The 17,364-nt window shown below is 46.6% G+C and carries 11 protein-coding genes; 5 read left to right on the forward strand and 6 right to left on the reverse strand.

The features are described from left to right. The first annotated feature begins 53 nt into the window (after positions 1–53). From AMJAP_RS08710 to AMJAP_RS08725, 4 genes are all read left to right on the forward strand, one after another. Positions 54–1,142, forward strand: a complete 1,089-nt coding sequence (locus AMJAP_RS08710) for a site-2 protease family protein (RefSeq protein WP_019623320.1) — start codon at positions 54–56, stop codon at positions 1,140–1,142. Between the two features lie 38 nt (positions 1,143–1,180). Further along, positions 1,181–1,351, forward strand: coding sequence for a hypothetical protein (locus AMJAP_RS08715; protein ID WP_019623319.1), 171 nt, complete (start codon positions 1,181–1,183; stop codon positions 1,349–1,351). Positions 1,352–1,576: 225 nt separating this feature from the next. Beyond that, the gene (locus AMJAP_RS08720) at positions 1,577–4,840 is read left to right on the forward strand and encodes an EAL domain-containing protein (protein WP_083935433.1); all 3,264 of its coding nucleotides are present in this window, start codon (positions 1,577–1,579) and stop codon (positions 4,838–4,840) included. Between the two features lie 107 nt (positions 4,841–4,947). Beyond that, positions 4,948–5,790, forward strand: a complete 843-nt coding sequence (locus tag AMJAP_RS08725; RefSeq protein WP_019623317.1) for an SDR family oxidoreductase — start codon at positions 4,948–4,950, stop codon at positions 5,788–5,790. A 131-nt stretch (positions 5,791–5,921) separates the two neighbouring features. Here the strand turns inward: AMJAP_RS08725 and AMJAP_RS08730 are convergent, their stop codons facing one another. The 6 genes from AMJAP_RS08730 to panD all read right to left on the reverse strand — a co-directional run bounded on the left by AMJAP_RS08730 (position 5,922) and on the right by panD (position 13,165). Further along, entirely contained in the window at positions 5,922–6,521 is a 600-nt protein-coding gene (locus tag AMJAP_RS08730) for a hypothetical protein (RefSeq protein WP_019623316.1), read from the reverse strand. 10 nt (positions 6,522–6,531) lie between these two features. Then, positions 6,532–7,266 carry a HupE/UreJ family protein gene (locus AMJAP_RS08735; RefSeq protein ID WP_019623315.1) on the reverse strand — a complete coding sequence of 245 codons (735 nt, stop codon included), beginning with the start codon at positions 7,264–7,266 and terminating at the stop codon, positions 6,532–6,534. Between the two features lie 289 nt (positions 7,267–7,555). After that, positions 7,556–8,995 carry a catalase gene (locus AMJAP_RS08740; RefSeq protein WP_019623314.1) on the reverse strand — a complete coding sequence of 480 codons (1,440 nt, stop codon included), beginning with the start codon at positions 8,993–8,995 and terminating at the stop codon, positions 7,556–7,558. A gap of 249 nt (positions 8,996–9,244) precedes the next feature. Beyond that, positions 9,245–10,177 carry an HDOD domain-containing protein gene (locus AMJAP_RS08745; RefSeq protein WP_019623313.1) on the reverse strand — a complete coding sequence of 311 codons (933 nt, stop codon included), beginning with the start codon at positions 10,175–10,177 and terminating at the stop codon, positions 9,245–9,247. Positions 10,178–10,457: 280 nt separating this feature from the next. Continuing rightward, positions 10,458–12,347 (reverse strand): propionyl-CoA synthetase, encoded by a 1,890-nt coding sequence (locus AMJAP_RS08750; protein ID WP_019623312.1) that lies wholly within the window; start codon positions 12,345–12,347, stop codon positions 10,458–10,460. 383 nt (positions 12,348–12,730) lie between these two features. Then, positions 12,731–13,165 (reverse strand): aspartate 1-decarboxylase, encoded by a 435-nt coding sequence (gene panD, locus AMJAP_RS08755; RefSeq protein WP_019623311.1) that lies wholly within the window; start codon positions 13,163–13,165, stop codon positions 12,731–12,733. A 467-nt stretch (positions 13,166–13,632) separates the two neighbouring features. Between panD and metH the strand changes: the two genes are divergently transcribed. After that, positions 13,633–17,352 carry a methionine synthase gene (gene metH, locus AMJAP_RS08760; protein ID WP_019623310.1) on the forward strand — a complete coding sequence of 1,240 codons (3,720 nt, stop codon included), beginning with the start codon at positions 13,633–13,635 and terminating at the stop codon, positions 17,350–17,352. Positions 17,353–17,364: the final 12 nt, after the last annotated feature.

Here is a 17,364-nt window from a genome sequence, read left to right on the forward strand (position 1 = left end):
TGCTACTCAGTTATGCAACTATGCCCGCCAATATCTAATTTTAGGAAACGGATGTGGAATTACTTAATCTGGATTGCCAGGGGCAGAGCCTGCGGCTGGAAGGCTCAATGGCAGGCTGGCAATTGTTGTTCTGGAATAACACGCCGATCTCCCGGCGTGATGCGGGCAGCGATTTTGATGGCATCAGCGAACATCAGTTTGAGTTACAGAATAAGCAAGGTGAAACCCTGCAGTGCCGGCTGGAAACAGAGGTGTTATGGGATCCGGTAAAGGTCAGTTACCGTTTCTATATGGGTGAACAGCTGGTTGCGGACGGAGAGCATGGTCGCGAACTGATGGAAAAGCAGGTGCCTCAGGCGCCTATTCGTCAGGAAAAGCGGTCGTTCAGTATTATTGGACTTGGGGCACTGGGCTTAAAGCTGCTCAAGAGCGCCAAAGTTATAAAAGTCGTGATGGCCGGCGCAAGTCTGGCTGCTTACTCCTGGTTTTTCTCGATCCCTTTTGCCCTGGCACTAATCTTTTGCCTTGTTGTACATGAATATGGGCATATCAGAGCGATGAAACACTTCGGCTTAAAAACAAAAGGGATCTACCTTATTCCTTTTGTTGGCGGCCTTGCGCTCAGTGATGAGCGGATTAATACTCGCTGGCAGGATGTGTGTATCTCCCTGATGGGGCCCTTTTTCGGCTTAGGACTCTCTCTGCTAAGCCTGATTGCCTACTGGGTGACGGGTTCTATGTTCTTTGCCGGTTTAAGCGCCTTTAATGCTTTGCTGAACCTGTTTAATTTGTTACCTATTCTGCCACTGGATGGCGGCCATGTGCTGAAGAGTATCGCTTTTTCAATGAATTCGCTGGCCGGACTGTTAGTCTGTGGAGCCGCAGCTGCTGGTGGAATATGGTTAAGTTATTACTTTGGTTTGGCGTTACTGGGCTTTCTGCTGATTATTGGCAGTGTGGAGGTATTTTTTGAGTGGCGAGGTCGACATCATAGCCTGCTGTTGCCTCTGGATCGCTACGGCCAGATCGTCTCTGCACTCTGGTACAGTCTTACTCTGGGGGGGCTGACTGCGATAATCTGGTATTTTCATGGTATGGGTGATGCGCTGCTGGGGCTTCCGTTGAAGGTGCTACAGAGCTAAACTGCTGGTAAGCCCTGAGATTCAACGAGTGTTCATATATGAGTGATAAGGTTGTCGACATCAATAGTAAGCGTGATGATTTGCGCCACAAACGCAAAGAGAAGCGTCTTAGTGAGATGAAAGATAAATTTGAGAAGGCCTTGCCAACCGAAGAGCGGGATCCTAAGCAAAAACTACTGAATATTTTTAAGAAGAAACCAAAAAAGTAGAAAGTTATAGAAAGGCAGCTCTAATAGCTGTCTTTTTTATGGGTATAGCCTGTAATAAAAACAGGTTTAAAGCCGCAGAGTAAAGAAAAATAGTCGAAAATGGCCGCTAATTGCGTTTTATAAGAGCCGCATCAATATACCTCCTCCTCTCCTGTGATAATTTACCCCCTTTTTTAAGCTCACGAATGAGCTTGGCCAGCGAGCATATCTGAGGAAGCAGTACGGATGTCAGAAGTAGCAGTAACATTGAACACTATTTGCAGTATTGACGTTCTCCATGCCGCTCCCCAGGATTCAATATTAGTCATCCTTCGCCGGATGCGTCAATCTCATGTCAGCTCTATTGTCATCATTGAGCAGAATGCTCCACTGGGCATTATTACTGAGAAAGATATTATCCGCCTGGTGAGTACCAGTGATCCCGATCTGGAACTACTCACTGCCGCCGATATTATGACCTCCCCCGTTAAAACCATGTATGCAGACTGTGATTTTCAACTGGCATACGAGCAGATGCAACAAGAGAATCTGCGGCATATTATCGTCACCAATAAAGACGGTAGTCTCAGAGGAATCGCGACAGAAACAGATTTTGTTCAACACCTGGGGTTTGAGTATCTGGCCGAGATCAAACACGTGGAAGCAGTAATGGAACGGAGTGTTTTGTTCGTTTCAGCCGATAGCAGCCTGCGCCATGCATTCCAGATTATGAACGAAGAAATGATCAGTAGCGTGGTGGTTGCTAACGAAGGAGTTGCCGAGGGAATTCTGACCGAACGCGACGTGGTCAGGCTACTTGATGAGCAGGTCAATCTGGATGATGCAGTGGTCAGCCAGTATATGAGTAGCCCTGTAGAAATGATCCAAAGCGGCACTTCGTTGCTGGAAGCTCGCCACATAATGGAAGAAAAAAAGGTTCGGCGGCTATTAGTCTGTGATGACGATAAGAAAATCCAAGGCCTGTTAACCCGTCAGCATCTGATTGACCGGTTGCAAACCCATTTTATTAAAATGATGCAGGATGCTATTGATAACCTGAATCATCAGTTACAAAGCAGCCGCCATAAAGAGACCCATTATCGGGGCTTTTTTGAAAACTCTCCTTTCGCCTACCAGTCACTGAATGCCGAAGGGAATATTCTTGAAGTCAATGCTTGTTGGCGTGAAATGATGGGCTACAGCAGCCATGAAATCATTGGTACAGCGTTCAAAACATTGCTTGCAGACGGGCAGGAAGAAAAATTTAACCATTGCTTTAGCTCGCTGATGGATAAAGGAGCCACCTCAGATGTTTATTACCAGCTGCTGACAAAAGATGGCCAAACGCTTGATATTCAAATTGATGCGCAGTTGGTGCTGGATGATCAGCAGCGGTTAGTTCAAACCCATTGCTTGCTGACCAATCTGACCGAAAAACATCGGATTGACTCGCAGCTGCGTCTATTCAGGCAGCTGATTGATCGCAGTAATGATGCATTGTTTGTCATTGATGCTGCTACCTCTAAGATAATCGATCTTAATCAGGCTAGCTGTGACTATCTCGGTTACAGTCGGGAAGAGTTGCTGCAGACATTTGTAACGAACTTTAGCGAAGACGCTTCCAGTATTGAAAAGTGGCAAGCGCAGATAGCGAAGATTCAAGCGGACGAAAAAGGAGGGTTGTTTGAAGAGGTTCATCAAACCTCAGAGGGTCGGCGAGTTCCCGTTGAAATCAGCGCCACCCTTCAGCAAGCCAATGACCAGCTAGTTGTGCTCTACACGGTTCGGGATATAACGGAGCGAAAGCAAGCCGAGTTAAAGTCTCGGGAGGAAAGTAATTTTCTCCAGGCGGTAATCGATTGTATCGGTGATCCTGTCATGGTGATCGACACCAACTATAAGGTTATCAAGTCTAACCGGACAGCCAATGACTACTTTTTTAATTGTCAGCTGCAAGAAGATGTCCCCTGCTATTTACAAGTAGATGATACCGGTAGTCCTTGCAAGATCTGTCCGCTCAAAGAGGTAATGGAGCATAAGCGCCCCACCACGCGTATACATGAACATGTTATCAGTTCGGGTGAAAAGCGGACCTTTGAGCTAATGGCGAGTCCTTTATACGATGCCGAAGGTCAGGTTACCGGCCTGGTGGAATCGAGTCGGGATGTTACTGAACATATCCGGATTCAAAAAAGACTTAGGGAGAAAGAAAAGAGCCTGGATTTTCTGGCGCATCACGATCCGCTAACAAAGCTCCCCAACCGCTTACTTTTCTCTGACCGTCTGAAGCAGGCATTACGTCATGCAAAGCGAACAAAAACAGGCCTGGCGCTGTTATTTATCGATCTGGATGAGTTTAAAGAGATAAATGACAGCTTTGGTCATAACCTGGGCGATCAGCTTCTGAAAAAAGTATCGGCACGTTTGCAAGAGCATGTCCGCGCCAATGACACCATCGCCCGCTTAGGTGGCGATGAGTTCACTATCATCGTAGAAGACCTTACTCACCCGAATGACGCAGCACTGGTGGCGCAAAACCTGCTGGATGCGTTTAATCACCCGATTGAGCTGGATGAGCATCAGCTACATGTCAGCCTCAGTATTGGCATTAGTCTCTATCCCGAAGATGCCGAGTTTACAGAAGCACTTATCCGTAATGCCGACACTGCGATGTACCGGGCAAAAGCCTCAGGCAAAAATCGCTATGATTTTTATACTCAGGATATGACCGATCAGGCTTTCGAACGGATTCTGATGGTAGGCGCTATGCGTAACGCCATAGAGCACGAGCAGTTTGTTGTGCACTATCAGCCTCAAATTGATGTGAGAGATAACAGTATTATCGGAGCCGAAGCCCTGATTCGCTGGCAAGACCCGCAATTGGGAACGATTGAACCCGGGCGCTTTATTCCGTTGGCAGAAAAAACCGGCATGATCCAGGTGATTGACCGCTGGGTGCTGGATACCGTTTGTCGTAATATCAGCGAGTGGCAACAGGCGGGCTATAACGTCCCCAGAATTTCAGTCAATATCTCTACGCGGCACTTCGGTTCGAATACATTGGCGGGTGAAGTGGCAGACATACTGAAACGTAACGACTGCGCCAGTGAGATGATCGAGCTTGAGATCACCGAAGGCGTCATTATGAACAACCCAAACAACGCAGGTAATGAATTAGAACAGCTGCGTAAGATGGGCATCCGCCTGGCGATTGACGATTTTGGTACCGGCTACTCATCTCTGAGTTATTTGAAAAAGCTCCCTCTCGACCGGCTTAAAATTGATCACTCATTTATTACTGATATTCCCGAAGACAACAATGATCAGGCTATTTCCAGAGCGATTATAGCGATGGCAAATAGTCTTGGTTTGGAAGTAATCGCAGAAGGCATGGAATCTGAAGAGCAGCGTCAATTTCTGATTGATGAAAAGTGCTTCTATGCCCAGGGCTTTCTTTTCAGTAAGGGAGTGCCCGAGCACTCTTTCCTCTCGATGTTAAAACAGCACTAATCATCAGTAAGTATAAGAAGCACTGGCCTGATCAGAACAGACAGCCTAATATCTGCTGCTACCCGGATCTAAAGTTAAAGCTATCTGTAACACGCTAAGGGAGTTAGATGAAAACTGTACTGATCACCGGCTGCTCCAGTGGTATTGGCCACTATGCTGCTATCGGCCTGCAACAACGAGGCTATCGCGTTATTGCCACCGCAAGACAACTGAAAGATGTTGAGCTGCTGAAACAACAGGGGCTGGAATCAACTCAACTTGATCTGGAGCGATCTGAATCAATTCAGCAAGCAATGGACTGGGTTGAAGCTGAAACCGGTGGCGAGCTTTATGCCCTCTTTAACAATGGTGCATACGGCCAGCCAGGTGCCATTGAAGACCTTAGCCGCGATCTGCTACGACAGCAGCTGGAAATTAATCTACTCGGCTGGCATGAGCTCACCTGCCGAGTATTACCCTTGATGCGCCGTCAGGGTTATGGTCGCATTATTCAGAACAGTTCGGTTCTGGGGCTTATCACCATGCGCTTTCGGGGAGCCTATAATACCAGTAAGTTTGCGCTGGAAGGCTATACGGATACCCTTCGCCAAGAACTGGCTGATACCGATATTCATGTCTCTCTCATTGAGCCCGGCCCTGTAAGAAGTAAGTTCCGGGATAACGCCGCCAAAGCCTTTCGCGACAATATCGATATTGAATCCAGCCCATTCCACGAGACCTATAAGAAAGTACTACAGCGCTTAAATACAGAAGACAAAGGCGATGATCCTTTTACTCTCGGGCCAGAGTCCGTGTTAGATAAAGTTATTCTAGCGCTGGAAAGTAAGCGGCCTAAACCCCGCTATTACGTCACCTTCCCCACTCACCTGTTTGGTTTTCTTCGACGTATTCTGTCGACCAGAATGCTCGACTGGCTCTTATTAAAAGCGTCCGCTTCTGAGAATAAATAGTAGCTATAGTCCGAAGGCGTCTCTTAGGTAAGAAGCCTGGTCCGAACACTTCGCTTGTTTGAGGTTCGAAAAAACGGACTAACAAAATGGTAGGACTAGCACACTGATCGGGTGATGCTGAAATTATGTAGTCAGGGTTTGTAGAGCTCTTTATAAAAACCACTGGTTTCCAGGTGAATAGTCACGGGTGTGGAGCTATTGTTTTGCCAATACCAGCCATGCGTTCCTTCAAATGGGGCTTCAAAGGCACCACTGGCGCTGGATCTTGCGCGTTCTAGCCAATAGCTGGTAAATTCATCTCCAGCATTGATCTTCTCCCCATGCATGTCGAAGTACAGATCTCCTCCTTCCGCTTTCCAGTTAAAAACAAAGCTTTCGCCCACCTTCATTCGGGCTTTGATTTCAGCTCCTTTTCCTGGTTGTAAAATCAAAGAGATCTCATCGGAGCGATAGGCTGTCGTACTTATCCAAATGGGTGGAACAGGTATGCCAGACGAACTGGCAGATGGTGCAGAGAGCAGAACGCTGTCTTTTGACTCAATTACAGGTTCATTATGGAGTTTCGCCAGCCCTAGTTTTTCACCCAAACCCGTTGGATCGACACCATATTCCGCAGGCAAAATAGTCGTAATGAGTATTATGATACCTGCGATAGCGGCCAGGACAGTCGCTTTAATTAAGGTCATCGTTGAGGGGGGGGTATCCTGGTTCAAGTCAGAGATATCGTGCATATTTGATGCCTCAGGAAAGAGTTAAATAGCCGGTTAACTGATAGCCCGTCAGGACAAAGCCGGCAGTCATAAGAATGATGTTGGCGGCAAAAGCCTGTCGGGGAAAGGCATTCGTTTTTCGCCAGAAGTTCATTAAAATAAGAATGGCCCCCAAGGCTAATAGCTGGCCGACTTCGACACCAACATTGAAGGCTAAAATATTGGCAATCAGACCCTCCTCTGCCAGAGCAAAATCCTGGAGCTTGGTAGCAAGACCGAAGCCATGAAAAAGGCCAAATACAATTACGGCGGCTTTCGTATCAGGCTGAAAGCCGAACCAGCGCCTAAAAGCTCCGAGGTTATCTAATGCCTTATAGACAACCGAGAAGCCAATAATCGCGTCGATAATATAAGGATTAACCTGCACCTCACTCAATACGCCATATAAAAGCGTTACGCTGTGACTGATGGCAAACAGCGTCACATAGATGCACACCTCCTTCATACGGTAGAAGAAAAAAATAACACAGGTCAGAAACAGTAGATGATCGTATCCAGTCACCATGTGCTTCGCGCCAATATAAGAAAACGGAAACAACTGCATTCCATAAGCCTGCTGAATAAAGACAGCATCGCTATCCGATACACCGTGCGCAAAGCTTGGCTGGGCAGCCCCTGCAAACAATAATAAAGTGAATAGACAGATCAAAACCCGTGATGGCGAAAAAGCTAAAGCCCTCCGTATAGGCGGTATTTTAAAATACATGCGCTATGTCTCAGTCATAAAGATGCAAATCCTTAATGGTAAACATACTGTTTTAACAAACAGTTTATCACTGAGAGGTGAAAAGTAAGGCAGCACTTTGGTGCCATCCTGATACGATGAGAAGGTGGATAAGGAAGCATTGACAGCAAGTGAAACTGGACTGCGCTGGCGTGAGTGAGGTATTGCTAATGGCTTGTATGGCACTAGTAACAAAAAAGTCGTACTCAATAACTTTGAAAAAGTTGAGCATTGGCTCAGGCCGATCAGATGCTGAGCCAATGCTTTTCGTCTATTTCAGGGAGATTCCTAAAGCCTTGGCGACACCCGCGCCGTAGGCTGGATCAGCCTGCAGGCAGTTAGCAATATGCCGCCGCTGTATCTCAACGGATGCTCCTCCTACTGAGCGGGCAGTATTGTCGAATAGCGTTTGCTGTTGCGCAGAGTTCATTAGCCTGAACAATGCACCGGGTTGCGAGTAGTAGTCCTCATCATCACGGTGATTCCAGCGCGATGCCGCGCCTGTGACAGGCTGTGACGGTTCAGCGTATTCCGGTTGTTCCTGCCATTGGTGCTGGCTGTTCGGCTCATAACCGATGGTTCCACCGTAGTTATCGTCTACCCGCATGGCGCCATCACGGTGGTAGCTGTGAACCGGGCAGCGAGGTCTGTTGACGGGAATCTGATGATGATTCACGCCCAGACGGTAACGTTGCGCATCGCCATATGAGAACAGGCGACCCTGCAGCATTTTATCCGGCGAAAAGCTAATGCCGGGGACGACACTGGCTGGATTGAATGCCGATTGCTCGACTTCAGCAAAGAAGTTCGCTGGATTACTATTAAGCTCCATCGTACCGACTTCTATTAAGGGGTACTCTCCTTTGGGCCAGACTTTGGTTAAGTCGAAAGGGTTGAATGGGCTGTTTTCAGCTTGTTCTTCGCTCATCACCTGTATTGACAGAGCCCACGAAGGATAATCGCCTTTCTCGATTGATTCATACAGGTCGCGATGATGGCTTTCTCTGTCTTTCCCTACCAATAACTCAGCTTCTTCATCGGTCAGGTTCTTGATGCCCTGGTTGGATTTAAAATGAAATTTCACCCAGGTGCGTTGATTATCAGCGTTAATCATACTGAAAGTATGGCTGCCAAATCCGTGCATCTCGCGATAGGATGCCGGTATACCACGATCACTCATAACGATGGTGATTTGGTGTAGAGCTTCAGGGAGCAAGGTCCAGAAATCCCAGTTATTCTGCGCACTACGCATATTGGTACGCGGGTCGCGTTTCACGGCATGGTTCAGGTCTGGAAATTTGAGTGGGTCACGTAGGAAAAATACCGGTGTGTTATTGCCAACCAGATCCCAGTTACCTTCTTCAGTATAAAACTTCAGCGCAAAACCACGAATATCCCGTTCAGCATCGGCAGCACCCCGCTCACCTGCTACGGTGGTAAAACGTGCGAACATTTCAGTCTGTTTACCTACCTCTGAGAATATTTTGGCGCGGGTGTACTTTGTAATGTCGTGAGTAACAGTGAACGTTCCATAAGCGCCGGAGCCCTTAGCGTGCATGCGTCGTTCTGGAATAACTTCACGATCAAAGTGAGCTAACTTTTCCAAAAACCATACATCTTGTAGTAACTGGGGTCCATGGGGCCCCGCTGTTGCGACATTTTGATTATCTGCTACCGGACAACCGGTTGCTGTTGTTAATTTGTTTTTCATGATGATCTCCTGCTAGGTCTGGTATTCAGCTTAGGAGAATATTGAGATTTATAAATTTAATTATATTTATAAAAAAGATAGCTTGTTGCTATTATGGTTGTGTTGTTCGCTATTTATGATCTGAAAATGGGTCTATAAGGGAGGTGACGAAAACTGAGAATATGGAGCACCTGGTCGGATACGATTAGAAGGTTCCACTTTGCTTGCCTGATACTTAACAGAAAAGAAGCGAGAAACGACAGGCAAATACTATTTATCAGACACTTCGCTTTGGTGTACCCCCATCTCTTTTGAGATTTTATCGCACTCGGCTATCAGATCGGGGAGACTTGATATTAGTTCATCAATTTTAAAGTCTATAGCGGGCCAGCTTTCTTGTATGCAGTCATTGATTAACCGTTCCCTTAGCAGATGATCAGGCCAGCTACGCCATTCTGGATTATGCTGAATTAACGAGCAGATAGCATCGGCAAACTGCACTATTGTTAATCGTTGTCTGAACTCAATTGTCCCCTCTTCTTTCTGCCAAATGTCATCCCGGTGGTGATGTTGTATTACGTCTGTAATTGTTCCGGGTAGTTGCCATTTTCTTGCAGCAAGATAGCCCGTATCTGCATGGGTAAAGCCAAATAACTCATGCTCTACTTCAGCCAGAGAACAAGTATGATTCCAGCACTTAGAGTCTGTGACATCCACTATTTTTGAGCTTATATGAAGAAACACAAACCGGCCTAGATCATGCAATAACCCGCAAAGGTAAGTTAAATCTTTATCCATTCGTAAATCAGAAAGACTTTCAGCCAGGTATTTACTCAAATATGCTGTTTCTAACGAATGGCGCCAGATTGCTTTATGCTGAGATTTCGAATGAGGAAGACTGTGTGTGAAAGTTACGACCGTAATCAATGACAGCGTCTTAAACACTCCGAGACGAATAAGTGCATTCTGAAGATTGGTGATCTGGTTACATGAGGCTGAAGCTACAGAATTGGCAAAACTAAGAATTTTCGTTGCAAGAATAGGAGATTTTGTAGCAAGGTCTTCGACTTTCTCAAAAAAGTTATGGGCGTCTTGAGAGATTTGAATGAGCTCACAAACAACGTAAGGAAACGCAGGTATATTTTCAATTCTCTCTTCGATAAATTCGAGAGTGAACTTCTCTTTTGTTGTTTCCTTTAGCATATAAGCCTCTGGAACTATCAGTTAAAATCAAGAAATACCGATACTTACGCAATAGTTTTTCATCTCTAGGTCAGTTTTAATGAACGGCAGAAAACAGTAAATAGGAAAAAGTCTGTTTTTATACGCACGATGGAAGATGAGATAACGTTAGAAAAATAGCTTCTGGGAGTTTCTTTACCGCTCTATGAGGCCAGAGATAAGCCGCGGAAAATACTTTTATAAATAAGAAAGGCAGCCCGAAGGCTGCCTTACGTAGTACTGCTTACAGGTGCTTTTGGGTTTAACTAACTAGCCCGTTGCGACCCATAATCTCCTGAATCTCTGGCAAAGAAGCCGGATCATCAATGGTAGAAGGGATTGAGTATTCTTTACCATCGGCAATCTGACGTAGCAGCTTACGCAAAATTTTACCTGAACGGGTTTTCGGCAGGCGCTGTACAACGATCGCTCGTCTGAAGCAGGCTACGGCACCAATCTCTTTACGCACCATGGCCACCAGCTCAGATTCAATCTGAGCATCGTCGATCTCTACACCGTTCTTCAACAGAACCAGACCAACAGGCTGTTGTCCCTTAAGAGGATCGTTGATACCGATAACTGCACACTCTGCTACGGCTGGGTGATCTGCAACGATCTCTTCCATCTCACCTGTCGATAAACGGTGCCCTGCAACGTTGATAACATCATCAGTACGACCCATGATGAAGACGTAACCATCATCATCTTTGTAGCCACCATCACCAGAGCAGTAATAGCCGGGGAACTCAGATAGGTAACTGGTACGGAAGCGTTCAAAGTCACCCCAGACTGTTGGCAGACAGCTTGGAGGCATCGGCAGTTTAATTGCAATATTACCCTGCTCGCCATTAGGTAGTTCATTACCTTCGTGATCAAGCACGCGAATATCGAAGCCACTCACAGGCACCGTTGATGAACCAGGTTTAGGCTCCAGCATCTCAACACCGGTCAGGTTACCGCAGATTGCCCAGCCGGTTTCAGTCTGCCACCAGTGATCAATAACAGGCTTACCCAGGGTATCTTTAGTCCAGTGGTATGTGGGAGGGTCGAGTCGCTCACCTGCCATAAAGATAGTTTCCAGCTTGCTTAAGTCATAGCTTTTGAGCAGTTCGGAATCAGGGTCTTCTTTCTTAATCGCACGGAAGGCAGTAGGCGCAGCAAACAATGCTTTTGCTCCATACTCTTCACATACACGCCAGAATGCTCCGGCATCAGGTGTCTTAATCGGTTTGCCTTCGTATACGACGGTAGTACAACCTGCCAGCAGTGGCCCGTATACGATATAGGAGTGTCCAACAACCCAGCCAACATCTGATGCTGCCCAGAATACGTCGCCTGGCTCCATGTTATAAATCGCTTTCATGCTGTACTTCAATGCTACAGCATGGCCGCCGTTATCACGAACAACACCTTTAGGCTTACCGGTGGTGCCAGACGTATAGAGAATATAGAGCGGATCTGTTGCTTTAACCGGGGTGCAATCAGCAGGCTCTGCCGTTGCCATCGCCTCAGTCCAGTCAAGATCGCGACCTTCGATCAGAGTAGCCGTTACTTCAGGACGCTGGAAAACGATACAGCTGTCAGGTTTATGGGCAGACTTCTCAATCGCCTCATCTAACAGGGGCTTGTATGCGATTACTTTAGCAATCTCGATACCACAGGATGAGGTAACGACAACTTTCGGTTCTGCATCATCAATTCGAACCGCCAGTTCATGGGGCGCGAAACCACCAAATACAACGGAATGAATTGCACCCAGGCGGGCAACACCCAGCATCGCAATAACTGCTTCTGCGATCATTGGCATATAGATAACAACACGGTCACCCTTTTCAACGCCCTGAGCCTTCAGGACCCCGGCAAACTTCGCAACTTCATCACGCAGCTCTGAATAGGTGTAACGCTGTTTAGTATTGGTTACAGGAGAGTCATAAATCAGTGCATCCTGATCACCACGTCCTGTTTCAACGTGATAATCCAGTGCTAAATAAGCAGTGTTCATCTCACCGTCTGCAAACCAGCGGTAGATATCATTTTCATCTTTACTGAGGATGGTTTCTGGTTTTTTAAACCACTTAACCGCTTCAGCTTTTTCTGCCCAGAAGGCTTCTGGAGTTTCGATTGATCTTTTGTATTCGTCTTTATAGGACATAGCACTGGCCCTTCGCTGTAACCATTATTATATGTTTCAGACCGGTAGCACCTGCTTATTGTTATCGAGACCTATCATGGTGTTTGCAGATGTAACCACTTAAGGAAGGTGTGAACAGGACTCTTCCGTCTCTGTTCGCTCCTTCATTGAAACCACTCTAACGGAGAAAGGCTAAAATTAAACTACTACAAAAGGCTAAATTGTCTACTATATATGTGATTATTATCAATAATAGGTAGTTTATTGATCTAATACCGTAAAATAATTAGATAAACCACTTAGATTGTCGACAATCCTGTCCGGGAAGTAAGATTGTTACGAAAGCTTAGTGCATAAAAAAAGCCACCCGAAGGTGGCTTTAATATTACTGGATAACCAGTACTCTAATTACTTTCCTGAACGGCAATGCTGTTTTTAATACCGGTCATGATATTGCGTTGATGAAGCTCTTCATCGCTTACTCGGTGAGCATCATTTTCATTCTTCGCGTTTTCAAAATAGCAGAGTGTTGGTTGAAAGGTTTCAGCTTCCTGTTCATCCAGTTGCACGTAAGATCCAATGATTAACAGATCTCCTTTTGAGGCTAGATGCGCTGCGGCGCCATTAACAGAGATTATGCCGCTGTTATCTTCCCCGCGAATTGCGTAGGTTGTGAAACGTTCGCCATTATTAATGTTGTAGATATGAATCTGCTCATACTCCTTAATGCCGGAGCTTTCGAGTAGAACGCCATCAATAGCGCAGGAACCTTCATAATGAAGTTCCGCATGGGTGACCGTTACTCGGTGCAATTTAGCTTTTAAGAATGTTTGCAGCATATTAATGACCTGCGTCTCAATTTGCCGGCAAAGCCGGACATTAATACCGCTGAGCCGAAGCTCAGCATCTCTTTACCTAGATCCTAAGGTGACACTTCACCATGAATCATCAGCACCAAACCCCAGCATTACTGCTTCACCATCTGCTGATGGCTGGTCTCTTCGCAACCTCAGTTGCGGGATCAAAACAGTTAAGTAGCGTAATAACTTAAGTTAATACATTACTTACCTTTAATTGGAGGGCAATTGTACCAGCAATTTTTTAAATATTAAGGGCTAATCCCTATAACTTTTGTAGATATTGAGCGGTGATTGCATAGTTTTAGCGCTGATGGGGTCTAAGCTATTGTTCTTAATCGCACTTAACCTAAAAGTTTTTCATGCACAGATGAGCCTAACTCACCCAAAACCTGTGAAATTCCTATAAAATAGCCGCCTTTACAATAGGTTATAGATAGGTTTTCACCGTGGTAGTAGCAATTCAAACCGATAAGACCGAGCAGCTTAAACAGGCAATGGCAGAACGCGTTCTGGTTCTTGATGGTGGTATGGGCACCATGATTCAGGATCGCAAGCTCGAAGAAGAGGATTACCGCGGTAACCGATTTGCCGATTGGGATATCGATCTGAAAGGTAATAACGATCTGCTGGTACTGACTCAGCCGGATATTATCAGTGAGATTCACCGAGCTTATTTCGAAGCCGGTGCCGATATAGTTGAAACCAATACTTTCAATGCTACCAGTATCGCTATGGCCGATTACGCGATGGAATCGATCAGCCATGAAATAAACTTAGTGGCAGCACAGCTTGCACGCACGGTAGCTGATCAGATAACCGCGGAAGATCCGGCTAAACCTCGTTACGTAGCCGGCGTCCTGGGGCCAACCAACCGTACCTGCTCTATCTCACCCGATGTGAATGATCCAGGCTTTCGTAATGTTAGTTTTGATCAACTGGTTGAAGCCTATACAGAGTCCATCGATGGCCTGGTAAAAGGCGGCTCCGACATTATCCTGATTGAAACTATATTCGATACGCTGAACGCTAAAGCTGCAATCTTTGCGGTAGACCAGTACTTTGAAGATCATGCGATGCAGTTGCCCGTTATGATTTCTGGCACTATCACCGATGCATCAGGGCGAACCTTGTCCGGCCAGACAACAGAAGCTTTCTGGAACTCCGTGCGTCATATTAAGCCTCTGTCTATCGGCCTTAACTGTGCGCTGGGGCCACAGGAGTTGCGTCAGTACGTTGAAGAGTTGTCACGGATCGCCAATACTTATGTCTCTGCTCACCCTAACGCTGGCTTGCCTAACGCATTCGGTGGATACGATGAAACACCCTGGCAGATGGCTAAAGAGATCCGCGATTGGGCCGCTTCGGGCTTTCTGAATATTATCGGAGGCTGTTGTGGTACTACTCCTGAACACGTTACGGCGATGGGTAATGCTGCAAATGAGCACCCTCCCCGTCAGATTCCAGAGATCCCGGTTGAATGCCGCCTGGCAGGTCTTGAACCACAAAACATCAACAGTGATACCCTGTTTGTAAACGTTGGCGAACGTACCAATGTTACAGGCTCTGCGATGTTTAAACGCCTTATTAAAGAAGGTGACTACGAAACCGCTCTGGATGTTGCTCGTCAGCAAGTTGAAAACGGTGCTCAGATCATCGATATCAACATGGATGAAGGGATGCTGGATGCTGAAGCGGCGATGGTACGTTTCCTTACACTGATCGCTTCTGAACCTGATATCTCCCGTGTGCCGATTATGATCGACTCATCTAAGTGGGAGGTTATTGAGGCGGGCCTGAAATGTATTCAGGGTAAAGGTGTCGTGAACTCTATCAGCCTGAAAGAGGGTGAAGAGAAATTTATCAAACAGGCAAACCTGCTGCGTCGTTACGGTGCGGCTGTGGTTGTAATGGCATTCGATGAAGATGGTCAGGCCGATACAGAGAAGCGTAAGATTGAGATCTGTGAACGCTCTTATAAGGTATTAACAGAACAGGTTGGTTTTCCACCGGAAGATATTATCTTCGATCCTAATATATTTGCTGTCGCCACCGGAATTGATGAGCATAACAACTACGCGGTTGATTTCATCAACGCCACCGGCTGGATTAAGAAGAATCTACCCTATGCGATGATCTCCGGTGGCGTATCGAATGTTTCCTTCTCTTTCCGCGGCAATAACCCGGTGCGCGAAGCGATCCACTGTGTTTTTCTTTATCACGCCATTCAACAGGGCATGGACATGGGTATCGTCAACGCTGGTCAGTTGGCGATCTATGATGATTTACCAGAAGAGCTGCGAGTTGCTGTAGAAGCCGTAATTCTTAATACCGACGATGAAGGCACCGACAAACTGCTCGAGATCGCTGAAAAGTACCGTGGGGATGGTAGCGCTCAAACCGAAGAAAAGGTACTGGAATGGCGTGGCCTTCCGGTTAAAGAGCGACTCTCTCATTCTTTGGTAAAAGGTATTGCTGAATTTATCGACGAAGATGTCGAAGAGTGCCGTCAGTTGTTCGACCGCCCTATCCAGGTTATTGAAGGCCCATTGATGGATGGTATGGGGGTCGTAGGCGATCTGTTTGGTGCCGGTAAGATGTTTCTGCCACAAGTGGTGAAATCTGCACGGGTAATGAAAAAAGCTGTTGCCTATTTGATGCCCTTTATCGAATTAGAAAAAGAAGGCGCCGGTAGTCAAACCAATGGCAAGATTCTCATGGCTACTGTAAAAGGAGACGTTCACGATATCGGCAAGAATATCGTTGGCGTCGTGTTGCAGTGTAATAACTACGAGATCATCGATCTCGGCGTTATGGTCTCTGCCGAAACGATTCTGCGTACCGCTCGTGAAGAAAATGTCGACATCATCGGTCTGTCAGGCCTGATTACCCCCTCTCTGGACGAGATGGTTCATGTAGCCAAAGAGATGGAACGTCAGGGGTTTGATATCCCGTTAATGATTGGCGGGGCTACCACCTCAAAAGCGCATACCGCTGTTAAAATTGATAAAGGATATAACCGGGATCAGGTCGTCCATGTTACCAATGCCTCCCGTGCTGTAAATGTCGCCAGCACCTTGCTTTCAAAAGATAAGAAACCTTCTTATGTCAAAGAGATACAAGAAGATTATGAAGCAGTACGTCAACGTTTTGCTGAGCGTCAAAACCAGGCGCGCCGGGTTTCGCTTATTCAGGCTAGAGAGAATAAATTCAAAATAGACTGGGAAAACTATACCCCACCAGTCCCTGCTCAACTGGGTATTCAGCAGTTTGAAAATATCGATCTGAATGAGCTGCGAGACTATATCGACTGGACACCATTCTTCCATTCATGGGAGCTGGCTGGTCGCTATCCGCGTATTTTGACGGATGAGATTATTGGTGAAGAAGCCACTCGCCTGTTCAACGATGCGAAGGTGTTGCTGGATGACATCATCACCAATCGTAAACTTGAAGCACGCGCTGTTGTTGGTCTGTTCCCGGCAAACAGCATTGACGATGACGATATCGAACTCTATACCGATGACAGCCGGTCTGAGGTGTTAATGACACTGCATAACCTGCGACAGCAAGTTGAGAAGGTCGATGGCAAAGCAAATATGTGCCTTACTGACTTTATCGCGCCAAAAGATAGCGGTAAGCCAGACTACTTTGGTGCATTTGCAGTGTCCGCCGGCTTCGGCGATCAGGAGATGATTGATGCTTACGAGGCTGATCACGATGATTATAACAGCATCATGGTCAAAGCTCTGGCAGACCGGCTTGCTGAGGCGCTGGCCGAATACATGCACGCACGTACCCGTCGAGAGTCCTGGGGATATGCATCAGATGAAAACCTCGACAACGATGCACTGATAAAAGAAAAGTATCAGGGTATCCGCCCTGCTCCAGGCTATCCAGCCTGCCCCGAGCACACTGAGAAAGGTCTGCTATGGAAACTACTGGATGTTGAAAGCCGAACCGGCATGACCATTACAGACAGCTATGCAATGTTGCCTACTGCGTCAGTCAGTGGTTGGTATTTCAGTCATCCGCAGTCGCAGTATTTTGGTGTGGCAAAGATTGGTGAAGATCAGGTTGAATCCTATGCTCATCGTACCGGCATGGAAAAACCGGTTGCTGAGCGCTGGTTAGCCCCAAACCTGGGGTATGAGCCAGAAGACGGCTAATCGAATCATCAT

It is taken from the genome of Amphritea japonica ATCC BAA-1530 (assembly GCF_016592435.1).
GTDB lineage: Bacteria > Pseudomonadota > Gammaproteobacteria > Pseudomonadales > Balneatricaceae > Amphritea > Amphritea japonica.

Bases quoted from the DNA above. Each gene is read 5' to 3' on its own strand.
- AMJAP_RS08715 (WP_019623319.1), top strand. From the start codon at position 1,181: ATGAGTGATAAGGTTGTCGACATCAATAGTAAGCGTGATGATTTGCGC.
- AMJAP_RS08720 (WP_083935433.1), top strand. From the start codon at position 1,577: ATGTCAGAAGTAGCAGTAACATTGAACACTATTTGCAGTATTGACGTT.
- AMJAP_RS08725 (WP_019623317.1), top strand. From the start codon at position 4,948: ATGAAAACTGTACTGATCACCGGCTGCTCCAGTGGTATTGGCCACTAT.
- AMJAP_RS08730 (WP_019623316.1), bottom strand. From the start codon at position 6,521: ATGCACGATATCTCTGACTTGAACCAGGATACCCCCCCCTCAACGATG.
- AMJAP_RS08735 (WP_019623315.1), bottom strand. From the start codon at position 7,266: ATGTATTTTAAAATACCGCCTATACGGAGGGCTTTAGCTTTTTCGCCA.
- AMJAP_RS08740 (WP_019623314.1), bottom strand. From the start codon at position 8,995: ATGAAAAACAAATTAACAACAGCAACCGGTTGTCCGGTAGCAGATAAT.
- AMJAP_RS08745 (WP_019623313.1), bottom strand. From the start codon at position 10,177: ATGCTAAAGGAAACAACAAAAGAGAAGTTCACTCTCGAATTTATCGAA.
- AMJAP_RS08750 (WP_019623312.1), bottom strand. From the start codon at position 12,347: ATGTCCTATAAAGACGAATACAAAAGATCAATCGAAACTCCAGAAGCC.
- panD (WP_019623311.1), bottom strand. From the start codon at position 13,165: ATGCTGCAAACATTCTTAAAAGCTAAATTGCACCGAGTAACGGTCACC.